Annotated in this window: 19 protein-coding genes and 1 pseudogene; 16 read left to right on the forward strand and 4 right to left on the reverse strand. The window is 45.6% G+C overall.

Annotated features, from left to right (window positions below; all coding sequences use genetic code 11):
• The first annotated feature begins 109 nt into the window (after window positions 1–109).
• The 3 genes from J2Z34_RS12605 to J2Z34_RS12615 all read left to right on the forward strand — a co-directional run bounded on the left by J2Z34_RS12605 (window position 110) and on the right by J2Z34_RS12615 (window position 3,175).
• The gene (locus tag J2Z34_RS12605) at window positions 110–868 is read left to right on the forward strand and encodes a shikimate dehydrogenase family protein (RefSeq protein WP_209460226.1); all 759 of its coding nucleotides are present in this window, start codon (window positions 110–112) and stop codon (window positions 866–868) included.
• Window positions 841–1,794 carry a type IV pilus twitching motility protein PilT gene (locus tag J2Z34_RS12610; RefSeq protein WP_209460227.1) on the forward strand — a complete coding sequence of 318 codons (954 nt, stop codon included), beginning with the start codon at window positions 841–843 and terminating at the stop codon, window positions 1,792–1,794. Before J2Z34_RS12605 ends, J2Z34_RS12610 begins: the two co-directional genes overlap by 28 nt.
• 85 nt (window positions 1,795–1,879) lie before the next feature.
• A complete protein-coding gene (locus J2Z34_RS12615; protein WP_209460228.1) occupies window positions 1,880–3,175 on the forward strand; it encodes a glycosyltransferase family 2 protein in 1,296 nt (431 codons plus the stop codon).
• Window positions 3,176–3,226: 51 nt separating this feature from the next.
• Here J2Z34_RS12615 and J2Z34_RS12620 read toward each other — a convergent pair.
• The 4 genes and pseudogenes from J2Z34_RS12620 to J2Z34_RS12630 all read right to left on the reverse strand — a co-directional run.
• Window positions 3,227–3,415 (reverse strand): annotated as a pseudogene (locus tag J2Z34_RS12620) (type II toxin-antitoxin system YafQ family toxin); the annotation flags it as partial.
• A 143-nt stretch (window positions 3,416–3,558) separates the two neighbouring features.
• Window positions 3,559–4,707: an IS200/IS605 family element RNA-guided endonuclease TnpB gene (tnpB, locus tag J2Z34_RS12625; protein ID WP_209460229.1), complete on the reverse strand. Its 1,149-nt coding sequence runs from the start codon at window positions 4,705–4,707 to the stop codon at window positions 3,559–3,561.
• A gap of 390 nt (window positions 4,708–5,097) precedes the next feature.
• Window positions 5,098–5,199, reverse strand: coding sequence for a type II toxin-antitoxin system YafQ family toxin (locus J2Z34_RS17640; protein ID WP_245250726.1), 102 nt, complete (start codon window positions 5,197–5,199; stop codon window positions 5,098–5,100).
• Complete coding sequence (locus J2Z34_RS12630) at window positions 5,196–5,474, reverse strand: type II toxin-antitoxin system RelB/DinJ family antitoxin (protein WP_209460230.1); 279 nt, start codon at window positions 5,472–5,474, stop codon at window positions 5,196–5,198. Before J2Z34_RS12630 ends, J2Z34_RS17640 begins: the two co-directional genes overlap by 4 nt.
• A 345-nt stretch (window positions 5,475–5,819) precedes the next feature.
• Here J2Z34_RS12630 and J2Z34_RS12635 point away from each other — a divergent pair, with 345 nt between their 5' ends.
• The 13 genes from J2Z34_RS12635 (at window position 5,820) to J2Z34_RS12695 (ending at window position 19,788) form a co-directional block, all read left to right on the forward strand.
• Complete coding sequence (locus J2Z34_RS12635; RefSeq protein ID WP_209460231.1) at window positions 5,820–6,683, forward strand: YitT family protein; 864 nt, start codon at window positions 5,820–5,822, stop codon at window positions 6,681–6,683.
• 109 nt (window positions 6,684–6,792) lie between these two features.
• On the forward strand, window positions 6,793–8,100 hold the full coding sequence (locus J2Z34_RS12640) for a cell division FtsA domain-containing protein (RefSeq protein ID WP_209460232.1): 1,308 nt from the start codon (window positions 6,793–6,795) through the stop codon (window positions 8,098–8,100).
• A gap of 15 nt (window positions 8,101–8,115) precedes the next feature.
• Window positions 8,116–9,204 carry a cell division protein FtsZ gene (ftsZ, locus tag J2Z34_RS12645; protein ID WP_209460233.1) on the forward strand — a complete coding sequence of 363 codons (1,089 nt, stop codon included), beginning with the start codon at window positions 8,116–8,118 and terminating at the stop codon, window positions 9,202–9,204.
• 15 nt (window positions 9,205–9,219) lie between these two features.
• Window positions 9,220–9,720, forward strand: a complete 501-nt coding sequence (nrdR, locus tag J2Z34_RS12650; RefSeq protein WP_209460234.1) for a transcriptional regulator NrdR — start codon at window positions 9,220–9,222, stop codon at window positions 9,718–9,720.
• 139 nt (window positions 9,721–9,859) lie between these two features.
• Window positions 9,860–10,561 (forward strand): winged helix-turn-helix domain-containing protein, encoded by a 702-nt coding sequence (locus tag J2Z34_RS12655; RefSeq protein ID WP_209460235.1) that lies wholly within the window; start codon window positions 9,860–9,862, stop codon window positions 10,559–10,561.
• Window positions 10,558–12,237 (forward strand): sensor histidine kinase, encoded by a 1,680-nt coding sequence (locus tag J2Z34_RS12660; protein WP_209460236.1) that lies wholly within the window; start codon window positions 10,558–10,560, stop codon window positions 12,235–12,237. Before J2Z34_RS12655 ends, J2Z34_RS12660 begins: the two co-directional genes overlap by 4 nt.
• 239 nt (window positions 12,238–12,476) lie before the next feature.
• Window positions 12,477–13,133, forward strand: coding sequence for a phosphate signaling complex protein PhoU (gene phoU / locus J2Z34_RS12665; RefSeq protein ID WP_209460237.1), 657 nt, complete (start codon window positions 12,477–12,479; stop codon window positions 13,131–13,133).
• Between the two features lie 243 nt (window positions 13,134–13,376).
• Window positions 13,377–14,690, forward strand: coding sequence for a ribosome biogenesis GTPase Der (der, locus tag J2Z34_RS12670; protein ID WP_209460238.1), 1,314 nt, complete (start codon window positions 13,377–13,379; stop codon window positions 14,688–14,690).
• Entirely contained in the window at window positions 14,690–15,673 is a 984-nt protein-coding gene (locus J2Z34_RS12675; RefSeq protein WP_209460239.1) for an NAD(P)H-dependent glycerol-3-phosphate dehydrogenase, read from the forward strand. Before der ends, J2Z34_RS12675 begins: the two co-directional genes overlap by 1 nt.
• A 221-nt stretch (window positions 15,674–15,894) precedes the next feature.
• Window positions 15,895–17,196: an SH3 domain-containing protein gene (locus J2Z34_RS12680; RefSeq protein ID WP_209460240.1), complete on the forward strand. Its 1,302-nt coding sequence runs from the start codon at window positions 15,895–15,897 to the stop codon at window positions 17,194–17,196.
• A 124-nt stretch (window positions 17,197–17,320) separates the two neighbouring features.
• Complete coding sequence (locus J2Z34_RS12685; protein ID WP_209460241.1) at window positions 17,321–18,208, forward strand: radical SAM/SPASM domain-containing protein; 888 nt, start codon at window positions 17,321–17,323, stop codon at window positions 18,206–18,208.
• The gene (locus tag J2Z34_RS12690) at window positions 18,205–18,504 is read left to right on the forward strand and encodes a hypothetical protein (protein WP_209460242.1); all 300 of its coding nucleotides are present in this window, start codon (window positions 18,205–18,207) and stop codon (window positions 18,502–18,504) included. Before J2Z34_RS12685 ends, J2Z34_RS12690 begins: the two co-directional genes overlap by 4 nt.
• 3 nt (window positions 18,505–18,507) lie before the next feature.
• Window positions 18,508–19,788: a DUF4139 domain-containing protein gene (locus J2Z34_RS12695; RefSeq protein WP_209460243.1), complete on the forward strand. Its 1,281-nt coding sequence runs from the start codon at window positions 18,508–18,510 to the stop codon at window positions 19,786–19,788.
• Window positions 19,789–19,858 lie beyond the last annotated feature (70 nt).

Below are 19,858 nucleotides of genomic sequence, written 5' to 3' on the forward strand. Positions count from 1 at the left end.
CACCATGACTTAAAAGGCATAACCATGACTTAAAGGGGCATTTTCATGCCTCTTTTTCTTATGTATAAAACCTTGGAATTGTGGGATAATATAAGTGGAGGTGAAGAACATGAAAGTTGGGCTTCTGGGAAGAAACATATCGTATTCAAGGTCTCCTGAGATCCATAACAGCTGGTACAAGGAAAGGCATATTCCGCTGAGCTATTCGATATTCGACGTGAAGAGGGATGACATACCGTCATTCATAGAATCACTCGAGAGGGAAGGCATCATCGGGTTCAACGTAACGGTTCCGTACAAGGAGCATATAATGGGCTTTATTCATGAGCTCCATTCTGAGGCTCTTGAGGTCGGGGCTGTGAACACGGTGGTCGTGAAGAATGGAAGAAGAATCGGATATTGTACCGATGTCCACGGATTCGAGAGATCACTGGCTGATAGCAGTCTTAATTTCAAGGGTAAAAAGGTACTTATCCTCGGCAGCGGAGGAGCTGCCAGGGCAGTGTACACAGCATTTAAGCATATGGGAGCCGAAATCCACATGGCATTCAGGTCAGAGGAAAAGAAGGTCCAATTCCCTGAGTCAAAGTCGTTCATGTCCCTTGAGGAGGCAGGCGACATATCGGGGTATTCAATGGTCGTAAACTGCACAAAGCTCGGGAACATCAACGACGACAGGTCTCCGATAGAAATAACCGGATACTCGCCAGAAACAATACTCTATGACCTTAATTACGAGCCAAAGTACTCCACATTCCTGAGGAAGGGAAAGGAGCTTGGCCTTAGGGTTATCAACGGTGAAAGCATGCTGAGGAACCAGGCCATGAAATCAATCGAGATATGGACAGACGCGTTGAAGCAGTCCTGAATGCCGCAAGGGCAGGAGAGGCGTCGGATATAATCCTCAAGGAGGGTGAAATCGCCGCATACAGGATAAATGGAAGGCTCGAAGCCTGCGGAGTCCCGATAGACTCAAGCTTCATGGATGAGCTGTTCAGGAACCTTGCGAATGCTTCGGCATTTTATCCGGGGCTCCCTCCAAGTGTTGACCTGGCCTTCGAGTGCAGAGGAAGATACAGGGCGAACCTGTTCACAGCTGAAGGAAGGAAATGCGCTGTCCTGAGAGTGATAAGGGACAGGGTGGGCAGCCTTGAGGAACTGGGCCTTCCTGAGATGCTGGTTGAAAGGATAGCCAGGAGGAAAGGATTGTCCCTTGTCATAGGTAAGACAGGCTCCGGAAAGTCCACGACACTTGCTGCTATTACGCAGGAGATTTTGAAAAGAGAGGATGCCCATGTGGTCACTCTCGAAGACCCGGTCGAGTTCCGTCTGCAAAGCAAGCGGGGTACTGCAACGCAAAGGGAGCTCGGCCGGGATTTTTCATCCTTTGAAGATGGCATATACCAGGCGCTCAGGCAGAGCCCTGACTTCATAGTAATTGGCGAGATTAGGAACCTTTCCTCTCTCAAGGCGGCACTGACTGCCGCGGAAGCCGGTCACGGGATAATTGGAACGATCCATTCATCGGGTGCGTCAAGGACGCTTACAAGGATGCTCGCCATGATTCCGGAAGCAGAGAAGGAATTTGCCAGGTTCCAGATTTCAAGTGTCCTGAATTTCATGCTGTCTCAGCAGCTTGAATACAGTGAAAGCGGACCTTCCCTTGACTATGAGCTGCTTCTTAATGTGCCGTCAGTGGAGAACACAATACGGGAAGGACGAATAAATCAGTTGGATAACCTTATTTTCCTTGGTGAAAAGCTTGGTATGAAGAGATTTTCATCCTCTACCTGATATTCTTTAAACAAATTTAAACATTTCTTAATCAGGAGGCAGACCTTTATAGGCTATCATTTATGGAGAGCTACTATGGAGGTGCATGCTTATGCTTCTGAATCTAATATATGTTTTATTCAAGGCGGTGGGCCTTATTGCTGCCGCTCTTTCCATATATCATCTTAGTGTATCCCTTTTCGGGACATACAGGAAGAACAGGGGCAAGAGGTATGAGCCCAATAAGTCTTTCGCAGTGCTTATTGCCGCACATAATGAGGCGGCTGTCGTCGGAAATGTAGTGAAAAGCGTCAATGAGATGAATTATCCTAAAGAGCTTTTTGATGTGTTTGTGATTGCAGACAACTGCACCGATAATACGGCAGCAATAGCAAGGGATGCCGGAGCAAAGGTCCATGTGCGTGAGAACAGGAAGGAAAAGGGAAAGGGCTTTGCCCTTGACTGGTTCTTCGACAGGCTGTTCAAGCTTGACAGGGACTACGACGCTGTCGTAGTGCTGGATGCTGACAACCTTGTTTCAAGGAATTTCCTATTTGAAATGAATGACCATCTGATGAGAGGCTATCATGCTGTTCAGGGATATCTTGATTCGAAGAATCCTTTCGATACTGCGATAACCGCATCATACTCCCTTGAATTCTGGATATCCAACAGGATGTTGAAGCTGTCAAGGCACAATCTCGGTTTGTCCTCACAGATCAGCGGCACAGGCTTTGCTGTAGACACTATGATACTCAGGAAATACGGCTGGAAGGCGAACTGCCTCGTTGAAGACCTTGAATTCACCTGCAAGCTGATACTTAACGGCTATAAGGTCGGATGGGCCCACGATGCAGTCATATATGATGAAAAGCCACTTACACTAAAGCAGTCCGTAGCTCAGAGAAGAAGATGGATGCAGGGATATGCAGACGTATTCTCAAGGTATTTCCTTCAGCTCATGAAGAAGGCGATAAAGGATAAGGATCTTGCAGCCTTTGACTGCGCCCTTTATTCCGCTCAGCCATACTACCTGATACTAATCGGACTTAACCTTGTAAACATGTATGTGCTTAACATCGGAGTTGCATACGCCAAGGCAGCCGAAATGTACCTGGACTTCAGGGCTGGAACAGTGGGGCCGATAATGTGGCTGCTGATTGTTTACGCTGTCATCCAGACAGCATACTTCCCGTATCTTATGTACCTTGATGGAAAACTGAACCTGAAGTCGATCCTCAGCTTCATTGTATTCCCGTTCTACTCGCTGACCTGGATACCTGTTGCGATTCTTGGGATCATACACAAGGACTCCAAGGAATGGGTGCATACCAAGCATGTAAGGAGCCTCGACCTGAAGCAGGTTGAAGAGAAGATCGTAAAGAGAAAAGAGATGCTATAACATTGTTAAAAGGAATACCGTACTGGACATTTTTCCAGTACGGTATTCCTTTTATTTTCCAAACAGGTCGCTATGAGAACCTGTTCGTGTCAGTGTCAAAATCAGGACATCTTCATAAACTCTGTAGACCAGCAGCCAATCAGGCTGAATGTGGCATTCCCGGAATCCTACCCAGCCAACGAAAAGAGGGTGGTCCTTGTTATTTTCAGGCAATGACTCGCCAATTGACAATATTGTAATTACCTCTTGAACCTCTCATGACTAAAGTCACGAGATTCTTGGGAACAGAGCATACTTACCGGTTTATTTCTTTGCCGACAGAGGTTTCTCTTGTTGACCAAGCTATCCCCGCAATTCCTGCGGTTCCTGTTGCTTCTGTATTGCTAATACACTGGAGTCAGAGCTCTTATCCTGAGTCCTTCAGCAAGGATATTTCTTGCTGCATTGACATCACGGTCATGATGGGCATGGCAAACTGGACAGGTCCACTCCCTCACATGGAGTGGTTTCTTCCCGTCCTTGTGGCTGCACTCCGAGCATATCTGACTTGACGGAAACCACCTGCTTATCCTGATGACTTCTTTTCCATACCAGGCAGCCTTGTACTGCAGTTTCGATACAAGGCTCGCCCACGATACATCAGAAATGCTTTTTGCCAGCTTGTGGTTGCGCACCATGCCCTTCACGTTAAGGTCCTCGATACAGATGATGTCGTGGTTTTTGACTATCTCTGTACTGAGTTTGTTCAGAAATTCATTTCGCTGGTTCGCAACCCTTTCATAGAGTCTCGCAACCTTCCGTCTCTGCTTCTGATAGTTCCTGGCTTCAGACAGGGGAATTCCCCTTTTCTCTGCAGCAAGTGTACGCTTTGCAAGCTTTCGCTGCTCACGTCGAAGCCTCTCTTCCATTCGCCTGGTGAAATGGTTGTTGTCATTCCTGCTGCCGTCTGACAAGATTGCAAAGTCAGTGATTCCGAGGTCAATTCCGACTGCAGAGTCAGTCTTAGGAAATTCACAGATATCCTCTTCACAAAGGATTGATACGAAGAATTTCCCGCTCGGTTTCCTTCGTACTGTGGCATTCAGTATACACCCTCTCATCTCCCTACTTTCTGCAAACTTGACCAGGCCAAGTTTAGGCAGCTTCATACAATTCCCGGAAACTGCGATGTTGTTGTTCGTATATTGTGTAGTGTAGCTTTGCTTAGGGCTCTTCTTGCTCTTGAACTGTGGATGCTCGTTCTGTCCTTTGAAAAAGCGGGAAAAGGCGTCCGACAGGTTACGAAGGGAATTCTGGAGCGAGAACTTGTCCACTTCACAAAGCCAGACTGTTTCCGGGTCCCTCTTCATCTTGGTCAGAAGTTTTGAGCATGCGAAATAAGTCAGACCTTTGCCGGTCTCCTCATATTCCTTGTTCCAAAGTTCCAGGAAATGGTTGTATACATACCTTGAACTGCCTATCGTCTTGGCAATCAGTGTTTCCTGTTTTTTATCTGGATAGATACGGTATTCATAGGCTTTATGCTGCAGCACTGCACTCACCTCCAGAGATGTCAAAGCTTGAACTGTCTTACTTATTTTCTGACTCTGTTTATACCTGCAGATTTACTCGTCGGTGTTTTCAATCTGCAGATGCACATAATCATTATGCGTTTCAACATCCAAAATATACAAAGCATTGTCATTAGTAATCAGAATTAACAAATCCTTCATATCTTTATCCATCTGCCCAATAAAGCTATCGTGCCGCTATATTACGTACCAGACCATATGATACTGGATTGTATAGACCTATCCGCGTCCATAATGTATTTTAGACATATGAGTACCTCAGGTCTGTTTAACATTTGTATAATGCAAAGTACTGTTTAGTTTTTGACTTCGCTTGCAAACTCATGACTGAAGTCACGAGTTTGCGCAAGCTTATTCATCAATGAGTTCAGTGTTGAGACCGCGCTTTATTGCCAGCTTATAGTCTCTTTTGAACTGTGTCGTTAATTTGACTGTGTACCTTGTCTTGCTCATTTCTTAAGGTCCTTGAAAAGCTCGTCCAAATCGTTGTATCCTTTGACCGTCGGGTCTTTCACAATTTTCTCGGATTCGAGCATGGCAGGAATTGTCTCTTTGTTTGGCTGATTTATTGAAATTTGAAATGGTATACCACCTTCACGGATTGCCTGCCTGACGAAAATATTGAATGCCGTAGAGATATTCATACCTAATTCAGCAAACAAGGCATCAGCCTGAGCCTTCAATTTTGAGTCCATACGTATGCTTATGTTTGTTGAGGAACTTGCCATCTAATCATCTCCTTCGCTCTTACTTATTAATACCAATATAAACAATATGCACGAAAAAATATATATATTGCACGAATAAATATAAGAAAATTATAAGTAGAAACTGTTCTTAATATCTTAAATGACTAAGCGAAGAGAAGTTTACCTGATTTGCGGAGAATCTGGTGAAGTATTGATATGCTTCTTTTTCGGAACTGAGAAATAAAGGTGTAAGGTTAAGTAAAAGGAATTAGTTCTGATTTTTCCTCTCGTGGTCAAAAATAACTAAATGTACGCTGCTGGAGTATGGAAACTAACCTTCAAACGATGTATATTCTATATGAATACATTTCGCGGAGGTCGCAATTGGGAGCAAATGACAGAAGCATCAAGGGAATAATCAAGGACTACATTCTGATAACCATAGGCATTCTTATGACGGCAGCGTCTATAGTCTATGTCTTCAATCCTAACAGGCTGGCAGCCGGAGGTGTCCAGGGAATAGCCCTGGCTCTTGGAAGCCTCACAGGAATACCTACCGGTATACTCATGATAGCAATTAACGCAATACTTCTTCTTGCAGCATTCCTGCTGATGGGTAAGAGCTTCGGTGAGAAGACCCTGTATTCGTCGCTCGGACTGTCCTTCACCGTATATTTCCTTGAAACCAGGCTATATCATGGTCCTCTTACAGATGACCTGCTGCTTGGTTCTATTTTTGGAAGCGCCCTAATGGGTGTCGGTGTTGGAATAATACTCAACAGGGGAGCTTCAATAGGAGGAACGAGTCTTATCGGGACCTTGATCAACAGATATCTGCACTTTGAACAGGTAGGCTCCATTGTGGCAGTCGATTGTCTGGTTACCCTGTTCTCCCTTTTCACCTTCGGTGTGGAGATAGGCCTTTACCAGCTTTTATCCGTATACCTTTGCGGAGCTGTCATAAACAAGGTGATTGACGGATTCTCATCCAGGAAGGAAGTAATGGTTATAGCAACTGAAAAGAAATCCATCATGGATTTCATCATGAAGGACCTTAACAGGGGAGCTACCCTGATCAAGGGACGGGGAGCATACACTGGCTTAGACAATGAAATAATCTATTCCATCCTTACAAGAAGGGAATTCATAAGGCTCAAACTCTTCATCGAACAGAATGACAAAGACGCATTCCTTTCTGTTAATACGGTGACTGAGGTATCTGGAGAAGGATTCTCCAGAAGAGGCTGATTTGACTAAATACTTGCAAAATTTGGTGAAATTTTGGATTTATAAACAAAACTGCTGCCGCTGTATGTATAATGAGGTTAAATGATGATTTTTGAAAGGAGGTCCTTTCATGACTGGAGAACATCGTGTCGTAGGTATTGATATCGGCACCCATTATATAAAGGCTTCGCTTTTGTCTACAAATGATGAGAATACCCTTTTTGGAGCTGTTGTCGAATCGAGTGGTGTGACAAGGGACAGGATAACTGATACGAAGGTTGTCGGCGAATCGATAAAGAAAGCGATAAGGATTCTGGAGACAAAGGCTTCAAGCGACCTAAGCTCAGTATATATAAACATCCCTTCTGAATACTGCAGGCTTGCGGATTCAAGAGGTGAAAGCGCGATTAAGAACGGCAGTGTCGACGAATCAGACATTGACAGGGCTATTGACATGGCACAACTGATACCGCTGCAGCCTGAAGAGGAGATAGTCGACATTATAATACCGAAGTACTACATTGACGAAATACCTTATAGGAATCCTATCGGAGTAAAGGGATCCCTGCTTGAAATAAGGGCTCAGGTGGTCATAGCAGGAAGAGAATATGTGGAGTCTGCATACGAAGCATGCGCATACGCAAGGACGAGGGTAATCGGTACCGGGCTGTCATCTGAATCAGCTGCCAGCCTATTGCTTGGCAGAAGCGACAAGGAGAACGGAGTGTTCCTTGTGGATACCGGAGCATATTCTACAAGGGTAGTGCTTTACAAAGGCGACAGGCTCTTCGTACCGAAGGTGATACCTTTAGGTGGCAGGAACATAACCAAAGACCTCTCGATTGTAATGAACATGTCACTGCTTGAGGCTGAGGAGTTCAAGAAATCCCTTGGTTCGGGAAAGATTGACCCGTCAGACGACCGAAGGGCATTGGCGATTGATGTTGTCAAAGCCAGGATAAATGAGATAATCTCCCTAGTCAAAAAGGAAATGGAGTCATATGAAGGCGGAGAGCAGGTTGAAAAGGCTGTATTCTACGGCGGAGGTCTCTGCGGATTCGATGATATCAAAAATTTATCTGAAATAAAACCAAAGAAGTCCACAAATTTTATTACATCTGATATAATTAAAAATAACGGAATTTTAACAGTCCAGGCCAGCGGCATTGCATATAATGTACTGAACACGATTCATTACAGAAAGCTCCTGGATAATGAGACAGCAGGAGAAGAAAACCAGCTTTCAAGGACTTCAGGTGAGTACCTGACCGATGAGGAATTTTTCGAGCGGCACAAGCATGACTTCAAGAAGACCTCAGGATACGTAAAGACCCATGCAGAGGAACCTGTGAAGGGTAATGAGGAATTTGACCAGGACGAGTATGAAGATGAGAAGGTATCTATTTTCAGTAAAATAAGAAATATTTTTGGCAGATAGCAAGGGGGAAAATCAGTGTTAGACTTTGATTTCGAAGTTTCAGGACCAGCTAACATAAAAGTAGTGGGATGCGGAGGCGGTGGCAACAACGCCGTTAACAGGATGATAATAGAAGGGCTCGGTAACGTTGATTTCATATCAATCAATACCGACAAGCAGACACTGCTTTCATCAAATGCCACCCACAAGATCCAGATAGGCGAGAAGCTTACAAGAGGACTTGGAGCAGGTGCGAATCCTGAAATAGGCGAGAAGGCAGCAGAGGAATCCAAGGACGAGATAGCATCAGCTCTCAAGGGAGCCGACATGGTGTTCATAACAGCAGGAATGGGCGGCGGTACAGGTACCGGTGCTGCTCCAGTTGTCGCGGACATAGCAAGGAGCATGGGAATACTCACAGTAGGAGTTGTAACCAAGCCATTCATGTTCGAAGGCAAGACAAGGATGAAGAATGCAGAGATTGGTATAGAGAAACTCAAGGAAAAGGTAGACAGCCTTGTCACAATTCCGAATGAAAGGCTCCTTATGATTGTAGACAAGAGGACCACCTTCAAGGAAGCCTTCAAGAAGGCTGACGACGTCCTCAGACAGGGTGTGCAGGGAATTACAGACCTTATCACAGATAATGGTCTTGTTAACCTTGACTTTAATGATGTAAGGACGATAATGCTCAACAAGGGACTTGCCCATATGGGAGTCGGATACGGAAAGGGTGAGAAGAAGGCAGTGGATGCTGTTACAGCAGCAATATCATCGCCGCTTCTTGAGACAAAGATAGATGGAGCAACTGGCATACTCATCAACGTGACTGGCGGAGAAGATCTGTCACTCATGGAGGTAAACGAGGCTGCCGAGGTTGTCAAGGAAGCTGCTGATCCTGAAGCTAACATAATATTCGGAGCTGTTATCGACCCTAGCCTCAAGGATGAGATAAAGATCACGGTCATAGCCACAGGCTTTGATGAGGTCAAGTTATACAGCAAGGAAGAGGAAAAGGCACAGGTAAAGGTAGTCGAAGAGAAGAAGGCAGAAGAAGTAGTCCTTGCGGATGTTTCCGAGGACCAGCTTGAGATACCTCCATTCCTCAGAAACAGATACAAGTAAAGTGGGTGACGTAGTTTGAAGTGTCCTTTCTGCGCTTTTTCAGAGAGCAAGGTCATCGATTCAAGGTCTATCGAAGACAATTCGGCAATCAGGAGAAGACGAGAATGCCTCTCCTGCGGCAAGAGATACACAACATATGAAAAGGTGGAGGATATCCCTATCCTTGTAATCAAGAAGGATGAAAGCAGGGAGAACTTCGACAAAAACAAAATCATCACCGGACTGATCAGAGCCTGCCAGAAGAGGCCTGTATCAAGGGCTCAGATAGAATCTATAGCCAATGATATTGAGAGGACCGTATCTAACAGGATGATTTCTGAGATTTCAAGCTCTGAAATCGGAGAAATGGTCATGTCTCACCTGAAGGACATAGATGAAGTCGCTTATGTAAGGTTCGCTTCGGTGTACAGACAGTTCAAGGATATCAATACCTTCCTGGAGGAAATCAAGAGTCTGATGGGTTCAGGCGAAGGCATCAGGAACGGGAAAAATGGAAAGAATGGCAATAACAGGTAAGAAGAGGCGGACTGATTGATCAGGCCGCCTCTTTTAGTGAGTCTGAAGGTAAATTTTAGGTTAACTGGACTTGTTGCATTGGTAAAAAAACTCTGCCTGTGGTTAAATTGAAGTAAAGATTTGTTTCGGAGGTTATAAGATGGCACCAGACAGGATACTTATAATAGATGATGAAGAACATATAGTTGAACTGATCAAATACAACCTTGATGCTGCAGGCTATGTTACCGAGGTCGTATTCAACGGTCTGGATGGACTGGCAAAGGCCAAGGAGACCAAACCTTCCCTCATTGTGCTTGACCTCATGCTGCCGCAGATGGATGGACTTGAAGTCTGCAAGAACATAAGGCGTGATGAAGAGCTAAGGAACACTCCAATAATAATGCTCACTGCAAAATCAGAGGAAATCGACAAGATCCTGGGTCTTGAGCTTGGAGCTGACGACTACATGACCAAGCCGTTCTCAGTAAGGGAGCTTATGGCAAGGATTAAGGCGCTCCTGAGGCGCGTGGTGCCTGTTGAAGACAACAGCAGTACGTTTACCTTCTCTAATGTAACAATCGACTACAACAAGCATATGGTGACCAAGGGCGATGAGAAGGTGGAGCTTACTCTTAAGGAGTATGAGCTTCTGGATACGCTTATCAGGAACAGGGGCAAGGTACTGAAGAGGGACCTTCTCCTAGACAAGATATGGGGATACGAATATGCAGGAGAAACAAGGACTGTAGACGTTCATATAAGACACCTCAGGCAGAAGCTGGAGAATGACGACAAGAATCCGGTTTACATTGAGACTGTCAGAGGAATAGGCTACAGGTTCAACGATATAGAAGGATGAGAAAGAGGACTGTAACCTCATTCATCATTGCCATCGCATTCATAGTCATGTTCATGACTGCAGCGTTCCTTCTTATTGCAGACCTCCAGAATACAGACCATATCAAGGAGAAGCTGGCGGAGACCAACCTGATACTGGCAAATTACATCGAATCCGGTAATACGGACATCGGGAGGATATTTGATTCAGTTCCTGAGAATACCAGAATAACCTACATTTCCAGCTCTGGCCATATTTTATATGACAGCCTGAAGGATGATATTTCTGAGAACCATCTTTACAGGAAGGAGATAATCGAGGCAACCAAAGGTGCCACAGGCACCGATATAAGGGTTTCTGCCAGCATAGGGATAAGGATGGTCTATTCAGCGCTGATGCTGGATGATGGAAGCTTCATTCGGTCTGCGTATCCATTCAGCAATTTCGCCTTAAGCGGAAACTACATAAAATACCTCGCTACTGCGCTTTTTCTTGTCGTTCTGGTTTCGACGATAATTATACTGAGGCTCTCAGGCTTCCTTCTTGAACCGATTGAGGAGCTGTCCTTTGCAACAGACAGGATCGCGAGGGGAGAGCTGTCAAGAAGGGTAGAGCTGAAGCAGGATGAAGAGCTTGCAAGGCTCTCAAGGAACTTCAACAACATGGCCGAAAGGCTGGAGACAACCATAGTGGAATCTCTTGAGAAGCAGAACAGGCTCGAAGCGATACTGAAAAGCATGGATTCCGGAGTCATTGCCCTGGACAACAACGAAACCATCATAATGATGAATCCTTTTTCAAAGCAGCTTTTCAGCGTCAGGGGCGATACTCTCGGCATGAAAATCGGAAGCTTCCCGAATCTCTCCAGCGTATACGAATATCTGGGCTCGGACGAGAACGTGGCTGCGATAAGGACGCCTGAAGGCAAGGACCTCAAGATGAAGAAGGCAGATATCCTTGGAGAAAGGATGAATAAGGTCGGAGTAGTCATTGTGATACAGGATATAACAGACATCAAGAGGCTTGAGAATCTCAGAAGCCAGTTTGTTGCGAACGTATCCCATGAGCTGAAGACGCCTCTGACATCAATAAAAGGATTTTCCGAGACTCTCAGGTTCGTCAATGATGAAAAGACACGGATAAAGTTCCTCGATATCATAAATGAAGAGGCGGAGAGGCTTACAAGGCTAATAAATGACATTTTGTCTCTCTCATCTCTGGAGCAGAACAGGGAACCTAAGATAGAAGAGATCGATACTGTTGAGGAGACAAGAAGGATCTGTGACATGCTGCACCAGATGGCTGTAACAAAGAGCATCGAGCTCACGCTTACAGCGTCAGGTAACCCGATTCTAATGGGAGACAGGGACAACTATAACCAGATGGTGATAAATCTGGTAGATAACGCCATAAAATACACAGAACCAAACGGCAAGGTGAAAGTTCGAATTGAAAAGTCGGGTGGAAAGCTGATACTCTCTGTGAAGGATACTGGAGTAGGGATACCCGAGGAGCATCTGCCGAGGCTCTTCGAGAGGTTCTACAGAGTTGACAAGTCAAGGGACAGAGCCAAGGGTGGAACGGGTCTCGGACTTGCGATTGTCAAGCATATCGTCCTCTCTATGAAGGGTGACATAAAGGTTGAATCTGAAATTGGCAGGGGAACCACCTTCACTGTATCTATACCTATGGATTAGTCCGCAATGCCTGGTCAAAGAACCAGGCATTTTTGCATTTTTCCTGAATTTACATATTCCTAACACAAGTCAAACATGGATTCAACATCAGGACCGTATCATTGAAAATGTGACTGAAAGGAAATGAAAGCCCGGTAGGTCCTTGAAATGACATCGAGCGTGGAAAAACCGGGATAATTTCCCTTTTATGGGAGTTTGCCGGTTTGGTCCGTTTTATCGAAACCCGGGAGGAATGCAGTTTGTCATATAAGACACTGGAGTCAGGGATAGCGAGCATTAACAAAAAGCTTATGGCGATGGGAGCTGCGGTTGAGAGTCAGGTTGAACTTGCAGTGAGGTCACTGCTTGATAGAGACATTGAAATGGCCGAAGCTGTAAAGTCAGGGGATAAGATCGTTGATGACCTCATGAGGCAGGTTGAGGATGAAGCTGTCAGAATCATAGCAACGCTGCAGCCGGTAGCCTCGGATCTCAGAAAACTGTTTACCACTATTAAGGTAGTTACAGACCTTGAAAGGGCAGGAGACCATGCCGTAGACATTGCGAGGATATCCACGAACATAAGAGATGAGGAAATTTCCTTTCTAGGTAATGAGATAAGGGCAATGAAGGATACCTGCATCAGAATGATACGTGAAGGTCTCGATTCCTTCGTGAGCCATGACAGCGAAAGGGCTTATGAGGTAACAAAGCTTGATGACATAATAGATGACAATTATGTGGCATCAGTCAGGAAGCTGTATGCATATGTAAAGCAGGAGCCGGGTTTTGCAATTGTTGCAGCTCAGCTGAATTTTGCAATGAAGTATCTTGAGCGTATAGGCGACCATATGACAAACGTCTGTGAGTGGACTATCTATATCGAAACTGGAGAACATGTGGAGCTGAACCTGTGAAAAAATGACTATTGCCGATCCCTCTGATGTCTGTCGGAATGCTGTCCGATCTGATACCATGAGGGATCTTTTTTTGCCGTTTCGTCAGAAAGCAGGTGCTAAAAAGACCGAAAGCTCCGGATTCTGGGAAAATTGGACTTAATTTTGTGACTATCTGCCTGAAATCGCATTTGACTCTTGAAACTGCATAGGGTATCATAGTTAATTGGATACAAATGCAATCAATTTTTCGAGGTGATATAAATGGCAAAACCGATAGTGGCCATAGTTGGCCGCCCTAACGTGGGCAAATCGACACTTTTCAACAGACTTGCCGGGCATAGGATTGCCATCGTGGAGGACACTCCGGGAGTCACAAGGGACAGGATATACGCTGATGCAGACTGGCTGAGACATAACTTCAAACTGATAGATACAGGCGGAATAGAGCCTAAATCCGATGACATCATACTTGCCCAGATGAGAAGGCAGGCACAGGTGGCTATGGAAACAGCTGACGTCATAATATTCATTGTTGATGGAAAGACCGGTCTTACAGATTCCGACCATGAAGTGGCAGGAATGCTGAGGAGAAGCGGCAAGCCTATCGTGCTCGCCGTAAACAAGATAGACAGCTTCAAGGATGAGGACAATGCCTTTGAATTCTACAACCTTGGTCTCGGGAATCCTATAACCATATCAGCTTCCCAAGGACTTGGACTTGGTGAGCTTCTTGATGAAGTGGTAAGCCATTTCCCTGACTATGAGGTAGAAGAGGATCAGGATGTCGTAAGGGTCGCCTTCGTTGGAAGACCTAACGTAGGAAAATCATCCCTGATCAACAGGCTGCTTGGTGAAGAAAGGGCGATAGTCTCAGAGATTCCCGGTACTACCAGGGATGCCCTTGACAGCTACATTGAGACTAAAGAGGGCAAGTTCATTCTTGTCGACACCGCAGGCCTAAGACGTAAGTCCAAGGTCAAGGAAGAGATCGAGAGATATTCAGTTGTAAGGACACTTACAGCAATCGAAAGAGCGGATGTCGTAGTGCTCATGATCGACGCTGTGGACGGCATAGCCGACCAGGATGAGAAGATCATAGGATATGCACATGAGATGAGAAAGGCCATCATGGTCATTGTCAACAAGTGGGACCTCATCGAAAAAGATGACAAGACCATGGACAAGTACCTGAAGAACCTAAAGTCAGAGCTGAACTTCCTCGCGTACGCACCATTCCTGTTCATATCGGCACTAACCGGACAGAGGACTCAGAAGGTCCTTTCAATGGCTCAGGAATGCTACAGCAATTACACGAAGAAGATAGGCACAGGAGTGCTCAATGATGTCATAGGAAAGGCTCTGATGATGAAGGAGCCGCCGGTAATTGGAACAAAGAGGCTGAAGATTTACTACGGGACTCAGACAGGCGTAAAGCCTCCTACATTTGTCTTCTTTGTCAATGATCCGGAATGTCTTCATTTCTCGTATGCAAGATATATCGAAAATCAGTTAAGGGATAACTTTGACTTCAAGGGAACCGGTATAAAGATAGAGTACAGGGAGAGGAAGAGCTAATGAGAATAGGGATCATAGGCGCCGGGAGCTTCGGTACGGCCCTCGGATTCAACCTTGGGAAGAGAGACAACAAGGTGGTGCTCTGGGATAGGAAGGAAGAGATCGTAAATGAGATCAACACCTCCCGCACCAACACCAGATATACTCCGGAATGCATACTTGAAGGTGATGTAAGCGCTACTACGGATCTGGAGACTGCAGCTACTGGAATGGATTTCGTCCTGCTTGCCGTGCCGTCTCACGTAATCCGTGAAATGTGCGAAAAGGTCAGGGGATATCTTGATAAGGAAACCATTGTAATAAGCATCGCCAAGGGACTTGATCCACAGACTCATGGCAGGCTTTCAGTCACGATGGAGGAGATACTTGATAATCCGGTGGTTATACTATCTGGCCCAAGCCATGCGGAAGAAGTGTCAAAGTCAATGCCCACCACGCTGGTGGCATCCTCCAGGAACATGGCCGCAGCTGAGAAGGTACAGGACCTGTTCTTTTCAGATACCATAAGGGTATATACCAATGAAGACCTCATTGGCGTTGAGATTGGCGGAGCGGTTAAGAACATTATTGCGCTCGCAGCAGGAATCCTCGATGGAGTGGGCTATGGCGACAATGCAAAGGCAGCCCTCATGACCAGAGGAATGACTGAGATAATCAGGGTCGGTGAAGCTGTCGGAGCTAACCGGGAGACCTTCTACGGGCTAACCGGAATGGGAGACCTGATCGTTACCTGCACCTCAATGCATTCGAGGAACAGGAGAGCAGGAATACTGATTGGTAAAGGCTGCACTATGGATGAAGCGGCCGAGAAGGTCGGCATGGTGGTCGAAGGAATAAAGGCTACAAAGGCCTTCTATGAGCTGAAGGAAATAATGGGCATCGAGATGCCCATTACGGACCAGATATACAAGGTGCTTTTCCAGGGAAAAGATCTGAAGGAAGCAATAAAGACCCTGATGCTTAGAGACAGGAAATCAGAATAATAATCATACCAGTACTGCGAAGTGCTGGTTTTTTGCTTCGTATGGGAAATTCTGGATTATTAAGGGGTGTTTCACAGAAATTGTAACCGAATAATAACCTGTTTAACTCCATATTGAAACAATTCCTTATGATTTTATTGTTATCATGGCATCGTAGACAGATGGAATTTTTACGGTTCCATATAGCGTAGTCACTTTTCTCCTTACGAGGGGGTAATGAAATGAAACTTAAAAGGAGAAACATCATACTATCTTTGATTGTAGTATTTGCACTTGTTTTTTCGGGATTCGGCTTTACTAAGATGAAAGCTTTGGCAGCTGAGGACATAAGGGTCACAACTGCAAACCTGAACCTAAGAAGCGGCCCCGGAACTACCTATGCTGTAATCGCAGTAATACCAAAGGGTACTTCAGTTACAGTACAGTCCACTGTAAACAACTGGGCGAAGGTAACCTACGCAGGTAAGACTGGATATTCATCGATGTCATACCTTGTACCTGTATCAACATCAGTCAATGACTTCAGGATAACTACCGCAAACCTGAACTTCAGGTCGGGACCTGGAACAACCTATCAGATACTTGTTGTAATTCCGAAAGGCACTACGGTAAATGTGATTTCAGAATCAAATGGATGGGCTAGATTCACATATTCCGGCAAGACAGGCTATTCAAGCTCATACTACCTTCAGAAGGTATCGGCTGCGGACCCTGTCCTGTATACCAGATACACTACTGATGAACTAAATTTGAGAAGCGGACCAGGAACCTCATACCCGATCCTAAGGGTAATGCCTAAAGGATCTGCTGTTGCAGTCCACAGGATTTCAGGCTACTGGGCATATGTGACCTATGACGGAACAAAGGGCTGGTGCCACACTGCCTATCTTTCCACTGGATTAAGCTCGATTGCGACAAACAAAGGGCTTGTTGACAGGGCTGGATTGGACATTGCATTAACCTTTGATGCAGGATGGCTATTCGACCAGGCTATTCCGATTCTCGATGTGCTTGACGACTATGGAATAAAGGCTACATTCTTCCTGAGGGCATACTGGGTTCAGGACCATCAGGACCTTGCGAAGGAGATCAAGGCAAGAGGGCACAGCATTCAGAACCACAGCCTTACGCACCCTCACATGAATACGATGACTGAGGCCCAGATAAGGTATGAATTCACCGAAAGCACAAAAATCTACTCGAATATCCTTGGAATCAGGCCGACACTATTCAGGCCGCCATTCGGAGAATATAACAGCACAGTGCTTAAGGTAGCAGGAGAGCAGGGCTATCCGTATACAGTGCTATGGACGGTTGATACACATGACTGGGCAGAAAGCATCAATGGGGTCACTGTAACCACAGACTATATCGTGAACAGGGCGCTGAGCAATGCTTCGGATAACGGAATAGTGCTGATGCATGTGGCTTATGCCAAGACGCCTGAAGCTCTTCCGAGGATCATACAGGGTCTGAAGGACAAAGGCTACAGCTTCAGGACAGTTGCCGAAATGCTTCCATGATATCAATATCCCTAGGGCTGCAGCTGGAAAAGGCTGCAGCCCTTCCTTTTTGCTCTGTGGCTGATTAGATTGCATTTGTGATAGAATGGGTATTGAAATAGTAAGATATGGAAGGCTGAAGCAATTGAAGAGATTTAAACGGGTATACATAGAGACAACTAACATCTGCAACCTTGACTGCAGCTTCTGCATAAAGACAAAGCGGGAGAAGCTGATGATGGATGCGAGGTCTTTCCGGCATATAGCAGAGGAAGTCTCAGAATTTACGGACCATGTTTGCTTTCACCTTATGGGAGAACCTCTCATGAATGAAAGCATAGGGGAATTCCTTTCCATCTGCTCTGAACTTGGCCTTAAGGTGAACCTTGCGACAAATGGCATTCTGATTGGCTCCAGGAGTAAAGTCCTACTTGCATCACCTGCACTTCGCAAGGTTAGCTTCTCGCTTCACAGCTACGAGGCGAACGAGATGGGGATCTCGCTTGAAGAGTATCTGAAGGACATCATGGACTTTGCTGCGGCCGCATCAGGAAAGGTAATCAATGAGCTAAGGCTTTGGAACCTGTCTGGAGAACTGGCAGAAGGCCTGAATTCTGAAAATGAGAAGGTAGTGTCATATATTCTTGAAAGCCTTGGGCTTGAGAGGGAGATACTGACTTCAGGCAAGGGCAAAAACGGAATAAAACTGATGGAAGGGATATACCTGGGCTTCCAGGAACGGTTCGTCTGGCCTGAAGAGGGTGCCGGAACCTCTGCAGAATATGGATTCTGCCATGGCATGAGGGACCACATAGGAATACTTGCCGACGGCACGGTAGTACCATGCTGCCTCGACAGCCAGGGAAGCATACCCTTAGGAAACGTATTTGACACTCAGCTTAAGGAGATACTTTCTGGAGACAGAGCTGTTGCCATCTATGAGGGATTCAACGGAAGAAGGCTGGTTGAGGATTTGTGCAAAGGGTGCACATATATCAGGAGATTTGACAGGAAAGGCAGGAATGATTTATGAGAAACTGCCTGAAATGCGGGAAGAAAATCAGTATCAGAGATAGGCTTCTGCCTCTTCTTCGTGGGAGAGGAATAATTTGCAGTGAATGCGGAACAAAATACAGGGAAATTATAGCACTTGATTCGATACTCAGGAAGATAACTGCTGTCATAATCGGAATCACCATACTGATGTATCCTGCCGGGATGTTTGCTCTTAATATTGCTGCGTTCATAATATACGTACCTGTAGCTGAAATCGTCATGTCACATTTCAATATTTATGTCCCTGAAACCGATGAGGACGAAAGGAAATAAGATATGAGAAAAATATCCCGTTCATCAAATACGAAAGAACTTGAACTGACTATATACAGCGATGGCTTCGGTACCGTAGGCGAAACAAGGAGCCTTGAGGGAATGGAAGGAGCAGAGCTTGAGTATCTTGATGTACCAGCACTCCTGGAGCCTGATTCCCTCGTTATAAGGGGACTTGACGTATTGGAATATAGCTTCGAATATGACCTGATAAGCAGAGAATGGCTTATCAGCAGGTACAAGGACAGGACAGTGCACCTTAAGAACAGGGACACTGGTTCGGTAAAGCTGGTTAAGGTGCTTGAAGCTTCTGGAATGCTTGTCTTTCAGGATATAGAGACTGGAGAAATCCTTGTAGACAGCCATGACGAGCTGATACTTCCTCTGCATCCTGATGGAATCAGGACCAGTCCAGGCATAATGATGAAGGTAAAGGAAGCAGGCAGAGAGATCAAGGCCTCGTACATCACAAGAGGTCTGTCCTTCACGATGAACTATGCAGCTGAGATTGGCGATGAAAGGCTGAAGCTTACAGGGCGGGCGGGGATTTCAAATAACAGCGGAAGAACATACAGGAACGCTTTGGTCAGACTTATGGCAGGAAATGTAGCGAGAGTAAATGAACGTCCTGAGATGATGTATATGGCAAAGTCAATCCAGGCCGATGCAAGTTACGGAGCTGAGCAGAGGTCTGTTTCCGATTATCATATGTTTTCACTTCAATCAAGGACGGATATTCCAGATGGAGAATCAAAGCAGGTACAGTTGTTTGCTGGAAGCGATGTTCCGTTTTCCAAGCATTATCTGGCAGGCAATAACATGGATGGAGCGCAGCCCGTAATTACCTTTTTGAACAGTAAGGAAAGCGGGCTCGGCATGCCACTTCCGGAAGGAAGGGTCAGGCTGTATATGCTTGACGGTAATTCGCTGAGGTTTACAGGTGAAGCATCCATAGGTCATATGCCTGAAGGCAGCGAAGTCGAGCTTAAGGCCGGCAAAGCCTTCGACATTGAAGTGGAAGGCAGTGAGACCTCCAGGAATCAGCGGAACGGAATCGACTACGTCAGGTGGGAGGCGAAGATAAGAAACCACAGCAAGGAGACATCAGTTATCCATTATGAATTGTATATATGGGAAAAGTTCGAGCCAAGAAGTTCTAGTCCTGCATATGAGATGAAGAATTCGAATACGCTTCTTTTCAAGATAAAAGCTAAGCCTGACGAAGAGGTGCTGATAAAGTGCGAATACTCATCTGACAAGAGGGTGCATGTAGCTGAAAGATGAACCTGATGCAATTGTTCGTGTTTCGAGTTGTAATTTCTGTGATTTGCATGTCCATTTAGGTGTTTTTTTC

Origin of the sequence: Youngiibacter multivorans, assembly GCF_017873395.1 — a bacterium.
Lineage (GTDB): Bacteria > Bacillota > Clostridia > Clostridiales > Clostridiaceae > Youngiibacter > Youngiibacter multivorans.

What these genes read in the sequence shown, in the direction of transcription:
- J2Z34_RS12680 (WP_209460240.1), top strand. Translation starts at nt 15,895, where the DNA reads ATGAAACTTAAAAGGAGAAACATCATACTATCTTTGATTGTAGTATTT.
- J2Z34_RS12610 (WP_209460227.1), top strand. Translation starts at nt 841, where the DNA reads ATGGACAGACGCGTTGAAGCAGTCCTGAATGCCGCAAGGGCAGGAGAG.
- J2Z34_RS12660 (WP_209460236.1), top strand. Translation starts at nt 10,558, where the DNA reads ATGAGAAAGAGGACTGTAACCTCATTCATCATTGCCATCGCATTCATA.
- J2Z34_RS12675 (WP_209460239.1), top strand. Translation starts at nt 14,690, where the DNA reads ATGAGAATAGGGATCATAGGCGCCGGGAGCTTCGGTACGGCCCTCGGA.
- J2Z34_RS12605 (WP_209460226.1), top strand. Translation starts at nt 110, where the DNA reads ATGAAAGTTGGGCTTCTGGGAAGAAACATATCGTATTCAAGGTCTCCT.
- J2Z34_RS12630 (WP_209460230.1), bottom strand. Translation starts at nt 5,474, where the DNA reads ATGGCAAGTTCCTCAACAAACATAAGCATACGTATGGACTCAAAATTG.
- J2Z34_RS17640 (WP_245250726.1), bottom strand. Translation starts at nt 5,199, where the DNA reads ATGAGCAAGACAAGGTACACAGTCAAATTAACGACACAGTTCAAAAGA.
- der (WP_209460238.1), top strand. Translation starts at nt 13,377, where the DNA reads ATGGCAAAACCGATAGTGGCCATAGTTGGCCGCCCTAACGTGGGCAAA.
- J2Z34_RS12640 (WP_209460232.1), top strand. Translation starts at nt 6,793, where the DNA reads ATGACTGGAGAACATCGTGTCGTAGGTATTGATATCGGCACCCATTAT.
- J2Z34_RS12695 (WP_209460243.1), top strand. Translation starts at nt 18,508, where the DNA reads ATGAGAAAAATATCCCGTTCATCAAATACGAAAGAACTTGAACTGACT.
- J2Z34_RS12690 (WP_209460242.1), top strand. Translation starts at nt 18,205, where the DNA reads ATGAGAAACTGCCTGAAATGCGGGAAGAAAATCAGTATCAGAGATAGG.
- J2Z34_RS12615 (WP_209460228.1), top strand. Translation starts at nt 1,880, where the DNA reads ATGCTTATGCTTCTGAATCTAATATATGTTTTATTCAAGGCGGTGGGC.
- J2Z34_RS12655 (WP_209460235.1), top strand. Translation starts at nt 9,860, where the DNA reads ATGGCACCAGACAGGATACTTATAATAGATGATGAAGAACATATAGTT.